The sequence below is a fragment of the Gordonia rubripertincta genome (assembly GCF_038024875.1).
Lineage (GTDB): Bacteria > Actinomycetota > Actinomycetes > Mycobacteriales > Mycobacteriaceae > Gordonia > Gordonia rubripertincta.
Window position 1 is genome coordinate 3,057,819 of record NZ_CP136136.1, and the last position, 15,828, is coordinate 3,073,646.

General features: G+C 68.7%; 15 protein-coding genes. 8 read left to right on the forward strand and 7 right to left on the reverse strand.

Annotated features, from left to right (window positions below; translation table 11 throughout):
- Positions 1-79 precede the first annotated feature (79 nt).
- Positions 80-1,696, forward strand: coding sequence for a chaperonin GroEL (gene groL, locus RVF83_RS13920; protein ID WP_005195854.1), 1,617 nt, complete (start codon positions 80-82; stop codon positions 1,694-1,696).
- Between the two features lie 139 nt (positions 1,697-1,835).
- Here the strand turns inward: groL and RVF83_RS13925 are convergent, their stop codons facing one another.
- Entirely contained in the window at positions 1,836-2,132 is a 297-nt protein-coding gene (locus RVF83_RS13925; protein ID WP_005195856.1) for a WhiB family transcriptional regulator, read from the reverse strand.
- 417 nt (positions 2,133-2,549) lie between these two features.
- On the opposite strand from RVF83_RS13925, the gene RVF83_RS13930 reads away from it, so the two are divergent.
- The 3 genes from RVF83_RS13930 to RVF83_RS13940 all read left to right on the forward strand — a co-directional run bounded on the left by RVF83_RS13930 (position 2,550) and on the right by RVF83_RS13940 (position 5,154).
- Positions 2,550-3,416, forward strand: coding sequence for a hypothetical protein (locus RVF83_RS13930; RefSeq protein ID WP_005195866.1), 867 nt, complete (start codon positions 2,550-2,552; stop codon positions 3,414-3,416).
- Positions 3,417-3,536: 120 nt separating this feature from the next.
- Positions 3,537-4,112: a sigma-70 family RNA polymerase sigma factor gene (locus RVF83_RS13935; protein WP_039880060.1), complete on the forward strand. Its 576-nt coding sequence runs from the start codon at positions 3,537-3,539 to the stop codon at positions 4,110-4,112.
- Entirely contained in the window at positions 4,096-5,154 is a 1,059-nt protein-coding gene (locus RVF83_RS13940) for an anti-sigma-D factor RsdA (protein ID WP_005195869.1), read from the forward strand. Before RVF83_RS13935 ends, RVF83_RS13940 begins: the two co-directional genes overlap by 17 nt.
- A 94-nt stretch (positions 5,155-5,248) precedes the next feature.
- Here RVF83_RS13940 and RVF83_RS13945 read toward each other — a convergent pair whose 3' ends face one another.
- A complete protein-coding gene (locus RVF83_RS13945) occupies positions 5,249-5,638 on the reverse strand; it encodes a DUF5319 domain-containing protein (RefSeq protein WP_005195870.1) in 390 nt (129 codons plus the stop codon).
- Positions 5,639-5,805: 167 nt separating this feature from the next.
- Here RVF83_RS13945 and guaB point away from each other — a divergent pair, with 167 nt between their 5' ends.
- From guaB to RVF83_RS13960, 3 genes are all read left to right on the forward strand, one after another.
- Positions 5,806-7,317, forward strand: coding sequence for an IMP dehydrogenase (gene guaB, locus RVF83_RS13950; RefSeq protein WP_005195871.1), 1,512 nt, complete (start codon positions 5,806-5,808; stop codon positions 7,315-7,317).
- A gap of 101 nt (positions 7,318-7,418) precedes the next feature.
- A complete protein-coding gene (locus RVF83_RS13955; protein WP_005195872.1) occupies positions 7,419-8,573 on the forward strand; it encodes a GuaB3 family IMP dehydrogenase-related protein in 1,155 nt (384 codons plus the stop codon).
- Positions 8,574-8,624: 51 nt separating this feature from the next.
- Positions 8,625-10,379, forward strand: coding sequence for a GMC family oxidoreductase N-terminal domain-containing protein (locus tag RVF83_RS13960; RefSeq protein ID WP_005195873.1), 1,755 nt, complete (start codon positions 8,625-8,627; stop codon positions 10,377-10,379).
- Between the two features lie 58 nt (positions 10,380-10,437).
- On the opposite strand, the gene RVF83_RS13965 is transcribed toward RVF83_RS13960, so the two are convergent.
- The 3 genes from RVF83_RS13965 to RVF83_RS13975 are packed head-to-tail and all read right to left on the reverse strand — an operon-like array spanning position 10,438 to position 12,363.
- A complete protein-coding gene (locus tag RVF83_RS13965) occupies positions 10,438-11,040 on the reverse strand; it encodes an energy-coupling factor transporter transmembrane component T family protein (RefSeq protein WP_005195875.1) in 603 nt (200 codons plus the stop codon).
- The gene (locus RVF83_RS13970; protein ID WP_005195877.1) at positions 11,037-11,711 is read right to left on the reverse strand and encodes an energy-coupling factor ABC transporter ATP-binding protein; all 675 of its coding nucleotides are present in this window, start codon (positions 11,709-11,711) and stop codon (positions 11,037-11,039) included. Before RVF83_RS13970 ends, RVF83_RS13965 begins: the two co-directional genes overlap by 4 nt.
- Positions 11,712-11,736: 25 nt before the next feature.
- On the reverse strand, positions 11,737-12,363 hold the full coding sequence (locus RVF83_RS13975; RefSeq protein ID WP_039880095.1) for a biotin transporter BioY: 627 nt from the start codon (positions 12,361-12,363) through the stop codon (positions 11,737-11,739).
- Between the two features lie 49 nt (positions 12,364-12,412).
- Here RVF83_RS13975 and guaA point away from each other — a divergent pair, with 49 nt between their 5' ends.
- On the forward strand, positions 12,413-14,005 hold the full coding sequence (gene guaA, locus RVF83_RS13980) for a glutamine-hydrolyzing GMP synthase (RefSeq protein WP_005195881.1): 1,593 nt from the start codon (positions 12,413-12,415) through the stop codon (positions 14,003-14,005).
- Positions 14,006-14,069: 64 nt separating this feature from the next.
- Here guaA and RVF83_RS13985 read toward each other — a convergent pair whose 3' ends face one another.
- Positions 14,070-14,300 (reverse strand): hypothetical protein, encoded by a 231-nt coding sequence (locus tag RVF83_RS13985; RefSeq protein WP_005195883.1) that lies wholly within the window; start codon positions 14,298-14,300, stop codon positions 14,070-14,072.
- Entirely contained in the window at positions 14,297-15,730 is a 1,434-nt protein-coding gene (locus RVF83_RS13990) for a PspC domain-containing protein (RefSeq protein WP_005195885.1), read from the reverse strand. Before RVF83_RS13990 ends, RVF83_RS13985 begins: the two co-directional genes overlap by 4 nt.
- Between the last annotated feature and the right edge of the window lie 98 nt (positions 15,731-15,828).

Genomic DNA, 15,828 nt, shown 5'->3' on the forward strand with positions numbered 1-15,828 from the left:
CGCACCGCCCCGGCTCCCCGTGCAGGGGTACCGGGGCGGTGTGCGTTGTGCCGGACGACTCCCGTGAAGAAAGAGATTCATGGCCAAGCAGATTGAATTCAACGAAACCGCGCGGCGGGCGCTCGAGCGAGGCATCGATCAGCTCGCCGACACCGTGAAGGTCACCCTCGGCCCGCGTGGCCGACACGTGGTGCTCGCCAAGGCCTTCGGCGGACCGAGCGTCACCAACGACGGCGTCACCATCGCCAGGGACATCGACCTCGAGGATCCCTTCGAGAACCTCGGTGCCCAGCTGGTGAAGTCGGTCGCGACCAAGACCAACGACGTCGCCGGCGACGGCACCACCACCGCAACCGTTCTGGCGCAGGCGATGGTCAAGGCCGGGCTGCGCAACGTCGCCGCCGGTGCCAACCCGATCGCACTCGGCCAGGGCATCAGCAAGGCCGCCGACGCCCTGAGCGAGGCCCTGCTGGCCGCCGCCACCCCGGTCGCCGGTGAACAGTCCATCGCCCAGATCGCCACCGTCTCCTCGCGTGACGAGGAGATCGGCGAGATGGTCGGCAAGGCGATGAGCGTGGTCGGCGCCGACGGCGTCGTCACCGTCGAAGAGGGCTCCGGCCTGCAGACCGAACTCGACATCACCGAGGGCGTGCAGTTCGACAAGGGTTTCCTCTCGCCGTACTTCGTCACCGATGTCGACAGCCAGGAAGCGGTCCTCGAGGACGCACTCGTGCTGCTCTACCGCGACAAGATCAGCTCGCTGCCGGAGTTCCTGCCGCTGCTGGAGAAGGTCGTCGAGGCGGGCAAGTCGCTGCTGATCGTCGCCGAGGACGTCGAGGGCGAGCCGCTGTCGACCCTCGTGGTGAACTCGATCCGCAAGACCATCCGCGCCGTCGCGGTGAAGTCGCCGTTCTTCGGTGACCGTCGCAAGGCCTTCATGGAGGACCTGGCGGTCGTCACCGGCGGCACCGTGGTCACCTCGGACGTAGGCCTCACCCTGTCGACTGTGGGCCTCGAGGTCCTCGGTTCGGCGCGTCGTGTCGTCGTCACCAAGGACGCCACCACGATCGTCGAGGGCGCGGGCACCAAGGAGGCCATCGCCGGTCGCGCCGCGCAGCTGCGTCGCGAGATCGAGGCGTCGGACTCCGACTGGGACAAGGAGAAGCTCGCCGAGCGTCTGGCCAAGCTGGCCGGCGGCGTGGCCGTCATCCGAGTCGGTGCGGCCACCGAGACCTCGCTCAAGGAGCGCAAGCACCGCGTCGAGGACGCCGTCGCCGCAGCCAAGGCCGCGGTCGAGGAAGGCATCATCCCCGGCGGTGGTTCGGCCATCGTCCAGGCATCGAAGGTGCTCGACGAGCTCGCCGCCTCGCTGACCGACGACGAGGCGCTGGGCGTCCGCGTGGTCCGGGACGCTGCCAAGGCGCCGCTGTTCTGGATCGCCTCCAACGCCGGTCTCGACGGGGCAGTCGTGGTCTCCAAGGTCACCGACCTCGGCAAGAACGAGGGCTTCAACGCTGCGAGCCTCACCTACGGTGACCTCGTCGGCGAGGGCATCATCGACCCGGTGAAGGTGACCCGTTCCGCGGTCGTCAACGCCGCGTCGGTCGCCCGCATGGTGCTCACCACCGAGACCGCGATCACCGATCAGCCCGCGGAGGAGCCGGCCGGCCACGCCGGACACGGTCACGCCCACTGATCTGAGCGCATCGCACCGGTAGTACACAACACGGGAGCCGGGCATCCTCTGCGGATGCCCGGCTCCCGTGTCGTTCGCGGTGGTGACGCGGTGGCCCTGATCGTCGGCGGGTCCCTCTCCGCCGGCGGCTACGGACTGCTCAGCTCGCCATCCGGCGGCCGACACCGCGCTTCATCAGCATGCTGCGCTCGGACTCGGAGAGCCCGCCCCAGATTCCGTAGGGCTCGGCCACGGCGAGTGCGTGCTCGCGGCACTGGGCGATGACGGGGCATTGGTGGCACATCTCCTTGGCGCGACGCTCACGCTGGGCGCGCGCACGGCCGCGTTCACCGTCAGGATGGAAGAACATCGCAGAGTCGACGCCGCGGCAGAGGCCGGACATCTGCCAGTCCCAGATGTCTGCGTTGGGGCCGGGGAGATGGTTGGGCTGAGGCATGGCAGCTGCTCCTTGTCTAGGGCCGCACCGAGGTGCTCGGTGGAGAAACGTCGACTTCCTGCAACGCTGTCGCTCACATTAAGCGGGCCTGAGAAATGCAGTCAATACCGTCGAAATCGGTCATCCACCGCGTGAAAGTCTCGGAAATGTTAACGGCGGGTTAGACGGCCGGAAGTCGTTAGCACAGTGCCTCCCAGCGGCCCGCATGCCCTCTGACCGGACGAAAGGAGTGGTCGATGACCTGCGAGTATCGGGCAGTGTGTCATTCGCCGGGAGGGTGCGTGTGCGGCGTTCGGCAAACGACGGCCATGTCAACGGTTAACACCGGGGAAATCTTTCTATCATCCGCCGGTGATCTGGTCTCAGGATTAACGTTGGGAATCGTTCGTTAAATTCATGCAAACCAAAAGAGAACCAGTGATCAAGACCACTTCCCAAGGCCCGGACATGGCCTCTGAACTGCGTTGGGAGGCCGCCGTCGAGGCGGGGGGCCGCGGTGAGTACGCCGCGGCGCTCACCCAACTGGAGCGATTGGGTGCGGACGTGACGTCCGTGCACGGACCGATGCCGCGTGACCCCGCGGCAGCGGCGCTGCTGTCACTGTGCCGCAGCACGACGGCCTCTTTACTGCGGCAGGGTGGACGCCACGACCTTGCGCAGGAACTCGACGGCCTCGCGTACGCAACCGTCGCGGCGGTCGATGCGGCACGAAGCATCGGGGCAGCCGCCGACCGGGTACGGGCGGCACGCGCCGACGCGCTCATCGGTCTGGCGGCGGACAACCTCGGCCTCTTTCGTTTCGGAGCGTCGGCGCGACTGCTCGACCGGGCGCGGACGCTGTTCTGCGATGCCTCGGGAGAGCAGGCCTCGGCAGACGAGATGGATTGGCTCACACACGCACGGTGCCGGCTGCGCTGGGAGTGGGTCAGCGCCGAACTCGGGCTCTATTCCGGAGACGTGGCAGCGGGGCTGTCGCACGCGGAGGCCGGCGACGAGCTCGTCCGGCATCTGTCGGGTATCTCCGACGTACCGGCGCGGCACCGCGTGAAGACCTCTCTCGTCCGTGCGGCGGCCCTCGCCGGTGTGGGGGAGGTCGAGGCCTCGGCCGCGCGGGCCCGCGATGTCATCGTCGGCGCAGGTGAACGCGGTCTGCTGCCCCTGGAGTGGGCGGCGCTGAGCCTGCTGACCGGCATCGGTGCGGCGTCGGCCTCGGAGGAGAAGAGGTACCGGGACCTTCGCGCCACGCTGATCGGCAAGGGCATGGCGCTGAAGCCCGAGGGCTGATGGCTAAGGTGTTTGAGGGTCTGCCTCGGCGTTGACGTGACGTTCAGGGGTGTCGGGGCCCGTAACAGGACCGGCTCACAAACGGTCAACCGATCTGTAACACGGGGATTCCTACGCGCGATGAAGCTGACAGGTGGTGAGTTGGACGACGCCGTCCGGGCCGCGGGCCAGGGCGATCGTGCAGCTCTCACATCAGTCCTCGAAAGCGTGCAGGAACCGATCCTGCGCTATTGCCGAGGGCGAATCGGAATCGGAGAACGTCACCTGTTCTCCGCAGACGACATCGCGCAGGAGGCTTTGATGGCGGTGATGACCGCGCTGCCCCGTTATCGGGACCAGGGCAAGCCGTTCATGGCCTTCGTCTATGGCATCACCTCACACAAGGTCGCCGACGCCATGCGGGTCAAGTCCGATCCGGTGGAGGACGTGCCCGAGGTCGGTCACGTCACCGGCGGACCGGAGCAGTTCGCCCTCGACGCCGACGGCAGCAGGCGGATGCGCGCCCTGCTCGACATACTTCCGGAGAAGCAGCGCGAGGTGCTGGTACTCCGGCTGGTCGTCGGCATGTCGGCCGAGGAGACGGCCCAGATGATCGGAAGCACCGCAGGTGCGGTTCGAGTCGCCCAGCACCGGGCGTTGGCGAAGTTGAAGGACGAGTTGAAACGGACAGGAGGTCACGATGAGCGGAGAATCTGACTGGCGCCATCGTCGCTCCGTCCACGGGCGTGAGCAGATCGGCCGTCCCGGCCGGCCGCCGGCCCATGGTCGGGGACCCGGTCCGAGTGGCCCGTCCACCGGTGGACCCGCGTCCGCCCGCGACGACCTCGACGCCGGACTGGGCGTCGGCGGGGAGTCCCTGGACCTCTCCGAGGTCGGCTTCGACGAGAACTTCCTCGAGGCGCTCTCCCACGACGCCCCCGTCCCCACGCGTGACAGCGCGGAATACGAACTCGCAGAACTTCTCTCGGGCTGGCGCAACGAGGTCGTATCGACCCCGACGCCGGAACTGGTCTCCGTCGACGACGTCGAGCGGGCGATCGCGAGCACCGAACGCGCGAGCCGTGGCCGGCGCATGGTCCGTCACCTGCGCGTCGTGTCCGGTGCGGCGGCGATCGTCATCGTGGCGGCGGCCGGCCTGACCGTCCTGTCCGAGGGCTCGCAGCCGGGTGACCCGCTGTGGGGCGTCAAGCAGGTCGTGTTCGCCGAGGCGGCGTCGGAGACGCAGGCGGCCCACGATGTGCGCGCGAATCTCGAACGTGCCGAGGCGGCGATCGCGGCCGGCGACACCGCTGCGGCGGCGAGCTTCATCGCGAAGGCCCAGGGCAGCATGGGGCCGATGCGCGACAAGGACACCCGTGAGGAGATGTCGAACTGGATGAACCGGCTTCGCGCCGGAGCCGGCCTGCCGCCGACCGCGGACGCGACGACGACCACCGGTCCGTCGGTACCCGGGGTGACCGAGTCGGGTGCACCCGTCTCCGAGCCGGACGTACGCAACCGGTCGGGGCGGCCGTCGCCCTCCGACATCTCTGTGACCACCACGCCCACGACCGAGGTGCCCGGCCCGGTCGAGGAGCCCGGTCCGAGCGAGCAGCCCGTGCCGTCGAGCCCGCCCAGCGAGCCGACCGAGGAGGTGCCATCGACGAGTTCGTCGATGACGCGGACCCCGGCCGACTTCCCGGCGTTCCCGTGGACGCCGCCGCCTGGCGTCGACGCGTCGGAGGGTCAGCCGCGCTAGACCGCCCAACTCCACAGACGACTGCGCCCGTACCGGATCGGTACGGGCGCAGTCGTGTGAGTGAGTGGTGTCGGTGAGCGAACCCGAGGGTCGGTCAGCGGCCCTCGTCGTAGTGGTTGCGGGCGTCGGCGTAGCCGCGGCAGTAGTCCCACGTGACGTAGGCGTCGGGGCGCGGGTCGACGGCTGGCTCATGCGGACGTACGGTGCCGTCGATGAGGAGCTGGATCAGGTTCGCGCGGAGCATGTCCCAGTCGTGGTAGTGGTCCTCGTGGCAGTCGTCGCAGACGACGACGAGGCCCCGGACGCCGCGGTGGGCGAGCAGTGCCTCGTAGACGGCGAGGTCGGCCAGGTCTTCCTCGACCGCCAGCCGCTCGTTCTCGTCCAACGGGATGCCGGGCTCGACGCTGTCCAATGCGGAAGCGGGGTCGCTCGGGTCGTCGGCGAACGGATCCGGCGGGAGGCCGGGTGGCAGGTGGTCACGCACACCACCACCGTAGCGGATTCCCGGGCTGTTACGCCGCAGGCCTCCGAAGGTATTCGGGCGATATACGGCGGGTGCGGGGAGGCGGGAACACGGCTCCCGGATACCGCATCGGCTCCGTAGTGCACGTGTGACGATCGCCGCATCAGGTGAGTCGATACGATGGACCGATGACGCATGTTCGTACCGGTGGAGACGATCCCGGCAAGGTCGCAATGCTCGGCCTGACCTTCGACGACGTCCTGTTGCTGCCCTCGGCCTCGGACGTGATCCCCAGTGAGGTCGACACCTCCTCGCGGGTGACCAAGAACGTGACCCTGCGCGTGCCGCTGGTGAGTTCGGCGATGGACACCGTCACCGAGTCTCGCATGGCCATCGCGATGGCGCGCGCCGGCGGTATGGGCGTGCTGCACCGCAACCTCTCCATCGAGGCGCAGGCGGCCCAGGTCGAGACCGTCAAGCGGTCCGAGGCCGGCATGGTGACCGACCCGGTCACCTGTTCGCCGACCCACACCCTCGCCGAGGTCGACGCGATGTGCGCGCGTTACCGCATCTCCGGCCTGCCGGTCGTGGACGAAAAGGACGAGCTGATCGGCATCATCACGAACCGCGACATGCGCTTCGAGGTCGACCAGAACCGTCCGGTCGCCGAGGTCATGACCAAGGCGCCGCTCATCACCGCGCAGGAGGGGGTCTCCGCCGAGGCCGCCCTCGGGCTGCTGCGTCGCAACAAGATCGAGAAGCTGCCGATCGTCGACGGCAACGGTCGCCTCACCGGTCTGATCACCGTCAAGGACTTCGTCAAGACCGAACAGCACCCGAACGCCACCAAGGACTCCGACGGCCGTCTGCTCGTTGGCGCGGCCGTGGGCACCGGCGGACCCCAGTGGGACCGCGCGATGGCGCTGACCGATGCCGGTGTCGACGTGATCATCGTCGACACCGCCCATGCGCACAATCGCCTGGTGCTCGACATGGTCGCCAAGCTGAAGGCCGAGGTCGGCGACCGCGTCGACGTCGTCGGCGGCAACGTCGCCACCCGTGAGGCCGCACAGGCCCTCATCGACGCCGGTGCCGATGCCGTGAAGGTCGGCGTCGGACCGGGCTCCATCTGCACCACCCGCGTCGTGGCCGGTGTCGGCGCACCGCAGATCACCGCGATCCTCGAGGCCGTCGCCGTCTGCCAGAAGGCCGACATCCCGGTGATTGCCGACGGCGGTCTGCAGTACTCGGGCGACATCGCCAAGGCCCTCGCGGCCGGCGCATCGACCGCGATGCTCGGCTCATTGCTCGCCGGCACCGCCGAGGCGCCCGGTGAGCTGGTGCTGGTCAACGGCAAACAGTTCAAGAGCTACCGCGGCATGGGTTCGCTCGGCGCGATGCAGGGACGCGGCCAGGCCAAGTCGTACTCCAAGGACCGCTACTTCCAGGACGACGTCCTCAAGGAGGAGAAGCTGGTCCCCGAGGGCATCGAGGGACGGGTGCCGTTCCGCGGTCCGCTGTCCCAGGTGATTCACCAGCTGGTGGGGGGCCTGCGCGCGGCGATGGGTTACACCGGTTCGTCGTCGATCACGGACCTCCAGTCCGCGCGCTTCGTCCAGATCACCGCGGCCGGGCTCAAGGAATCGCATCCGCACGACATCACCCTCACCGCCGAGGCGCCCAACTACTATTCCCGCTGACATCCCCGCGGTCGTTCCCGCCGGTCTGCCCGGACCGGGGACGTCGTAGGGTCGTTGTGCAGCTGAACTCCCAGAGCTGAACTCCCCAGAAAGGCGCACTGGTGCGTGACCTCGTCGAAATCGGCATGGGCCGGACGGCCCGACGGACCTACGAACTGGACGACATCAGCATCGTCCCGTCCCGTCGGACCCGTTCCTCCAAGGACGTCTCCACCGCGTGGCAGATCGATGCCTACCGGTTCGAGTCGCCGATCCTGAGCCACCCGACCGACGCGCTGGTGTCGCCGTCGGTGGCCATCGAGTTGGGCAAGCTCGGTGCTCTCGGCGTGATCAACGGCGAGGGACTGTGGGCCCGGCATCGCGACGTCGACGCCAAGCTCGAGGAGCTGGCCGCCATCGCCGCCGGCGATCCCGATCCCTATGCCGCAGTGCGTCATCTGCAGAAGCTGCACGCCGCACCCCTCGACAGCGGACTCCTCGCCGAGGCCGTGGCGCAGGTACGCGACGCGGGTGTCACCACCGCGGTCCGGGTCAGCCCACAGCACGCACCTGAGCTGACCCCGGCACTGCTCAAGGCCGGTGTCGAGCTGCTCGTCGTGCACGGCACGATCATCTCGGCCGAGCACGTCGCCCAGGTCGACGGCGAGGGTGCCCGCGAGCCGCTGAACCTGAAGACCTTCATCGCCGATCTCGACATCCCGGTGATCGCCGGCGGCGTGCACGACCACCGCACCGCACTGCACCTGATGCGTACCGGTGCGGCCGGCGTGATCGTCGGCTACGGCTCGGCTGCGGGTGCGACCACCACCGGTGAGGTGCTGGGCATCGGCGTGCCGATGGCCACCGCCATCGCCGACGCGGCTGCCGCCCGCCGCGACTACCTCGACGAGACCGGCGGACGCTACGTCCACGTCATCGCCGACGGCGACATCCACAACTCGGGCGACCTGATCAAGGCCATCGCCTGCGGTGCCGACGCCGCCGTGCTCGGCACGCCGCTCGCCGCCTCCGCGTCGGCGCCCGGTGGTGGCTGGTACTGGCCGTCGGCCGCCGCCCACCCCGACACCCCGCGGGGCGCACTGCTCCAGGTGGCCGGCAACGCCGACCGTCCCAGCCTCGAGCGCGTCCTGAACGGTCCGTCCGACGACCCGTTCGGCGAGCTCAACCTCGTGGGCGCCCTGCGCCGCGCGATGGCCAAGGCCGGGTACTGCGACCTCAAGGAGTTCCAGCGAGTGGGGCTGTCCGTCCACGCGTAGTTAGGGTGACCTGGGTCATCCCATGTGACAACAACCATTAGCATGGTCCGCATGGGTGTGAAGAAGCGATCCGACAACACTCCGGATTTCGACGTCCTCATCGTCGGCTCCGGTTTCGGCGGCAGCGTGAGCGCATTGCGCCTGGTGGAGAAGGGCTACCGCGTCGGCGTCATCGAGGCGGGTCGCCGCTTCTCCGACGACGAGTTCGCGAAGACCAGTTGGCGTCTCAACCGCTGGCTGTGGGCGCCGAAGCTGGGCCTGTACGGAATCCAGCGCATCCACGCCCTCAAGGACGTGATGATCCTGGCCGGTGCGGGTGTGGGCGGCGGTTCGCTGAACTACGCGAACACGCTGTACAAGCCGCCGACGCCGTTCTTCACCGATCCCCAGTGGAACCACATCACCGACTGGGAGGACGAGCTCACGCCGTACTACGACCAGGCGCGGCGGATGCTCGGCGTGGTCGAGAACCCGACCATCACCTCCTCGGACCGGATCGTCGCCGAGGTGGCGGAGGAGATGGGCGTCGGTCACACCGTGACCCCCACGCCCGTCGGCGTGTTCTTCGGCGCGAAGACCGGCCTCGCCGGCGCACCCGGCGAGACGGTGCCCGACCCGTACTTCGGTGGCGCCGGACCCGATCGCACCGCCTGCACCGAGTGCGGTGCCTGCATGACCGGCTGCCGCGTCGGCGCCAAGAACACGCTGCTGAAGAACTACCTCGGACTGGCAGAACGCAACGGCGCCACCATCATCGACCGCACGACGGTCGACTCGCTCGTCCAGCGCGCCGACGGCTCGTGGGAGGTCGGGACGCACCACTCGTCGTCGTGGGGGCCGCTGGGACAACGCAAGCGCACCTTCACCGCCCGCCAGGTGATCCTCGCCGCCGGCACGTTCAACACCCAGCGTCTGCTGCACCACGCGAAGTATTCGACGCTGCCGCAGATCTCGGATGCGATGGGACAACTGACGCGCACGAATTCGGAGTCCATCCTGGGCGCGATGGGTTCGCGGATCGATCCGGAGAACGACTACTCGCGCGGCGTCGCCATCACCTCGTCGTTCTACCCGGAGCCGAACACCCACATCGAGCCGGTGCGATATGGCAAGGGCTCCAACGCGATCGCGTATCTGCAGACGTTGCTCACCGACGGTGGCACGCGTCGCAACCGGTTCGGTCAGTTCCTCCGGCAGGTCGCGAAGAACCCGTTCCTCCTGGTTCGGCTGCTCGTCGTGAAGCAGTGGAGCGAGCGCACGGTGATCGCGCTCGTCATGCAGAACAACAACAACTCGCTGACGACCTTCGTGCGCAAGCGGGGGCCGCTGCGCTACATCACCAGCAAGCAGGGACACGGCGAGCCGAATCCGACCTGGATCCCCAAGGGCAACGAGGCAACCCGCCGGATCGCCGCCAAGATGAACAGCGGCATCGCCGGTGGGACGTGGGGCGACATCTTCAACATGCCGCTGACCGCCCACTACCTCGGCGGGTGTGCCATCTCCGACGACCCGTCCAACGGCGTCATCGATCCCTACCAGCGTGTGTGGAACTACCCGACGCTGCACGTCACCGACGGTGCATCGATCTCGGCGAACCTCGGTGTGAACCCGTCGCTGACGATCTGCGCCCAGGCCGAGCGCGCGATCGCGCTGTGGCCCAACAAGGGTGAGGAAGATCGCCGTCCATCGCAGGGTGAGAGCTACCGGCGCATCGACCCCACCGTGCCCGCGGCTCCCGTCGTCCCGGCGGACGCTCCCGGGGCGCTGCGCCTCCCGATCACGCCGGTCAATCGGCCTGCATGACGGGACTTCGTAGAGGGAATGCGGATATGGCGCGCATATTCTCTACGGATCGCGGGTTCTAGTCGAGGCCGCGGGCGGTGAGGGTGTCGGCGAAGCCGTCGGCGGTACGCAACGCTGCCAGCACCACGGGCGCGACGAGGATGCGCGGCCCGGGTCGGAGCCCGCGGGCCTTGCGGGCCTCGTCGACCTCGCGCACCACCTCGACCATCAGCGGGATCGCACGGATGGTCAGCGCCAGAGCGACGGCGATGAGGTCGGTGCGCACGCCCACGTGGCGTAGTGGACTCAGGCCGCGGACGATTGCATCGAGCATGTCGGTGGTGCGGGTCGTCAGCGTGACGACCGTGGCGAGCGCGACCGACAGCGCCAGCACGCCGCAGATCACCACGGCGCGACGCCAATCGGTGAAGATCACCTGGAAAACGAAGATGAACAACAACATCCAGAGCAGGGGCCGCAACTGCTTCCAGGCCTCACGGGGACCGATTCCTGCCAGCGCGAAGATCGCCGAGACCGCGAGCGTCGCAATGCCGAGCGTGGGCAGGGTTCGCACGGTCAGCGACATCACCAGGATCGCCACGGCCATCGCGACGAACTTGATCCCCGGCGGGAGTCGGTGCAGGAGAGTGTTCCCGGGGCGGTAGACGCCGAGGACGTTCACGACATCAGTGCCCGGTAGTAGGCGAGCGCGGGCGAGGGCTCGTCGTCGGCGACGACCCGGCCGTCGTCGATGACGATGACGCGGTCGAAGCCGTCGAGGATGTCGAGATCGTGACTGACGACGATGAGTTGCTCCTCGAGCGTGGCGAAGACATCGGTGAGCATGCGGGTGTTGCGGAGATCGAGGAGTGTGGTCGGTTCGTCGGCGACGATGATCGCCGGGTCGGTCACGAAGATCGACGCGAGCGCGAGGAGTTGCTTCTGCCCGCCGGACAGCCGCTGCGCGGGATGGTCGGCGTGCTCGCCCAGCCCGAACCGCTCGAGCACCTCCAGAGCCCGGATCGCACGCTGCTTCCTGTCGAGGTCGGTGCGACGCAGCGACAATTCGATGTCCTCGATGACCGTCGGCATGATGATCTGCCGGTCGGGGTCGGAGAAGATGAACCCGACGCGACGACGGACCTCCCGCTTGTGGCGCGCGACGTCGAGACCGTCGACGGTCACCGTGCCCTGTCCCGGTACGACGAGCGCGTTGATCATCCGGGCGAGGGTCGATTTCCCGCTTCCGTTGGCACCGACGATGCCGATCCGGTTCTCGGTGAGGTTCAACGAGACATCGCGTAGCACCACCCGGTCGTCGTAGGCGTGCGAGACGTTCGTGAACTCGATCATCGAGGCGGTGCGATCGCGGAGCGGCTCAGCTGCCGGGGGCGGTGCGCCGGGACAGCCGGAGCGGCTCGATCAGTCCGGGGCGACCGCGATGGATCTGCGCGGCGACCAGCGCGGCGACGACGACCTTGATGACGTCGCCGACGATGAACGGACCGTTCGACGTGATCGCCGCCCACACCGTCAGGTCGGTGCGCAGGACCAGTCCGATCACCCCGAACAGATAGAGGACGAACATCCCGCCCAGCGCGTTGATCCCGATGCCCCACAGCACGCGGTAGCGCGGCTTGTCGCCGACGGACATCATCGCCGCGGTGAGCACGCCGATCACGACGACCGCGGGCAGGAAGCCGACGAAGTAACCGGCGGTCGGGGAGGCCAGCGCGGTCAAGCCGCTGCGCCCGCCCGAGAGGATCGGCAGCCCGGCGATGGCCAGCACCATGAAGATGACGACGGCCAGGGTGCCCTTACTGGGCCCCAGCACGGCTCCCGCCAGGATCACACCCAGGGTCTGGAACGTGATCGGAACGCCGCTGGTGCCGATGTTGATGGTCCCGGGCAGGCCGAGCGCGGCGATCAACGCGGCGAAAACGGCGGCCTGGGTGAGATCGCCGATGCTGAGCGACCATGCGGAGGTGCGGGGATATGCAGTCATGTCGGTGTCGAAGTATTTCACGTCGTGGTCGACCACTAGACTCGACCGGGTGACAGACTCTTCTGCTGAGGATTTCCTCGAGGGCCCGCGGCCCGTACTCGTCGTCGACTTCGGAGCGCAGTACGCGCAGCTGATCGCCCGAAGAGTGCGCGAGGCCCGGATCTACTCCGAGGTGATCTCCCACGACGCGCCGCTGGCGAAGATCCAGGAGAAGAACCCGGTCGCGATCATCCTCTCGGGCGGACCGGCGTCGGTGTACGCCGAGGACGCCCCCGAACTCGATCCCGCCGTGTTCGACCTGGACGTCCCGGTCTTCGGCATCTGCTACGGCTTCCAGGCGATGGCCGCGAAGCTGGGTGGCGAGGTCGCCAACACCGGTGGTCGCGAGTTCGGCCGCACCACCCTGACGGTGAACGGCGAGGGCATCCTGCACCAGGGCCTCTCCGACACCCAGCCGGTGTGGATGAGCCACAACGATGCGGTGCAGCAGGCCCCGGAGGGCTTCATCGTCACCGGTTCGACGCCGGGCGCCCCCGTCGCGTCGTTCGAGAACCTCAAGCGCCGCATGGCCGGCGTCCAGTACCACCCCGAGGTGCTGCACACCCCGCACGGCCAGCAGATCCTCACCCGCTTCCTCTACGAGGTCGCCGGTCTCGAGGCCACCTGGACCGCGGCGAACATCGCCGACGCCCTCATCGACGCGGTCGCCGATCAGATCGGCGACGGCCGGGCGATCTGCGGTCTGTCGGGCGGTGTCGACTCCGCGGTGGCCGCCGCGCTGGTGCAGCGCGCCATCGGCGACCGCCTCACCTGTGTCTTCGTCGACCACGGACTGCTCCGTGCCGGTGAGCGCGAGCAGGTCCAGCACGACTTCGTCGGTGCGACCGGAGCCAAGCTCGTCACCGTCGACGCCGCCGAGGTGTTCCTGAAGGAACTGTCCGGCGTCAGCGACCCGGAGACCAAGCGAAAGATCATCGGCCGCGAGTTCATCCGCTCCTTCGAGGGTGCGGTGAGCGAGGTCCTCGGCGAGGAGGCCGAGGCGGGGGAGAAGGTCGACTTCCTCGTCCAGGGCACCCTGTACCCCGACGTCGTGGAATCCGGCGGCGGCAACGGCACCGCGAACATCAAGAGCCACCACAACGTCGGCGGCCTGCCCGACGACCTCGAGTTCAGCCTCGTCGAGCCGCTGCGCCTGCTGTTCAAGGACGAGGTCCGCGCCGTCGGTCGCGAGCTCGGCCTGCCCGAGGAGATCGTGGCTCGCCAGCCGTTCCCGGGGCCGGGCCTGGCCATCCGCATCGTCGGCGAGGTGACCGCCGATCGCCTGGAGATGCTGCGCAAGGCCGACCTCATCGCCCGCGAGGAGCTGACCGCCGCCGGTCTCGACGCCCAGATCTGGCAGTGCCCGGTGGTGCTGCTGGCCGACGTCCGCAGCGTCGGCGTGCAGGGCGACGGCCGCACCTACGGACATCCGATCGTGCTGCGTCCCGTCTCGAGCGAGGATGCGATGACCGCCGACTGGACCCGCGTGCCCTACGAGGTCCTCGAGGTCATCTCGACGCGCATCACCAACGAGGTCCCCGACGTGAACCGCGTCGTCCTCGACGTGACGAGCAAGCCGCCGGGCACCATCGAGTGGGAATGACCGAACACGATCAGGCCGGCGTGGACATCACGCCGGCCTGATCGCATTCACCCCTCCTCGTCCCTCATCCCCGGCTCCGGGTTCCGGAGATGATGAGGATCAGGCCGATGAGCAGTCCGATGCCGACGGCCGCCCAGCCGAGGTTCGCCGCGTCGGGGAGCGCCGGACCGCCGGCGAGGCCCCAGCCCGCGACGGCCAGCGCCGCGATGCCCACGACCCCCAATCCCGGTGCGCGGTGGGTCGATTCGTTGTGGTCGTCGGCCACGTTCGGGTCGCTGTTGCGTTGCTCGTTCATCGGATGACCCGAACCTCTCCCATGCCGGTGTGTGCGTCGATCTCCAGGACGGGTCCGTCCGTGCCGTCACGGCCACCGTCGAGTCCGGCGGGACAGTCGATGTCGCCGACGCCGGTGTCGCAGGTGACGCGGACGTTCATGTCCTCGGGCAGTGCGACCTCGATGACGCCCATCCCGTTCCGCAGTTCCACCCGCCGGTCGGCGGTGAGTTCGACCTCCCGCAGGTCGAGGGTCATCTCGCCCATCCCGAGGGTGTACTCGGGCTGGATGTCGTTCTCGCTCAGCGGCTTCCAGTTCCGGTCGCCGGCCCCGCCGGTGGGCAGGGTGACACCGGAGACCGTGGTGGTCACGATGGTCGCGACACCCAGCAGGATGGCGACGGGCAGCAGTCCGGTGCTGTGCTCGCCGGTGCGTCGGCGAAGTGTCGCGGCCAGCACGAGGCCGACACCGACGACCGCCAGACACAGGGACAGGATGCGCGGCACGGTGAACCAGTCGACCCCCGCCTGATGCAGGGCCGTCCCGATCGCTCCGACGATCACCGCGAGCCCGAGGACGATCAACGTCAACGGTGACCGGCGACGCCGCTGCTCGACCGACTTCACCGGTGTCGCGGGTTCGGGCAGGTCCCACGCGAACGGGGCCACTCCCAGGGGGTCCCAGGCCGGCGGGGCGGTGTCGACGGCGTCGGACGCGGGCACCGGGGTCGTCAGGGGAGACCAGCGTTGTGTCCCGCCCGATGTGGTGTCGACGTCGCTCCTGGGCATGGTGGTCTCCTCTGTCGCCGAGGGGTTCGCGGTTGCCTCCGTGGGCTTCCGCAGGTTGACGTACGGTGCGCGCGGCGGGGTCGGCGTGTTGGACGGAACACCGGTGGTCTCGGTGCCGGCCATCGCGCGCGGGACCCAGCGTTCGAACTGTCCGGCCGTCGGCGGCGGCACGACGACGTCGGTGACGGCGACGGTGTCGATGCTGGTGCCGGGCGGAGGCGTCGGGGTGCGCAGGTGGAGCAGATACCACCCGCCGAGCATGAGGATCGCGCCGACCAGTCCGCCCGACCCCCAGGTGCGGTTGGGGCCGACCGAGGTGACGATGACGATCGCGAGGACCGCCAGCACGATGAACTGCGGGTTGCCCCAGCTGTGGCCACGGTGGCCGGTGTGTCCCCCGGAGTGGGCGGCGCGAACGGCCTCGGCGTGGGCGCGCTGTCGGCCCGGGAACGCGATCCACGCCGCCAGGTACAGGATGAGGCCGCTGCCGCCGAAGAAGGCGGACACCACGAAGGCGATCTTCACGAGCGTCGGATCGACGCGATAGCGGGCCGCGATGCCGCTGCACACACCGGCGATGGTCCGGTTCTCCGGACGATAGGGACGTGTCGCCCACATCTCCCTGAGCTGACTCTGGAACTCCTTGGTGTCCATGGCGATCATCGTGCTCTCCCGAGCGCCCGCCGCACATCGGGTGATCCCCTGATTTCCGCCCGGGTCGATCGGGGTGCGACCCTCCCACCCCGAGAGCACGGGCACAG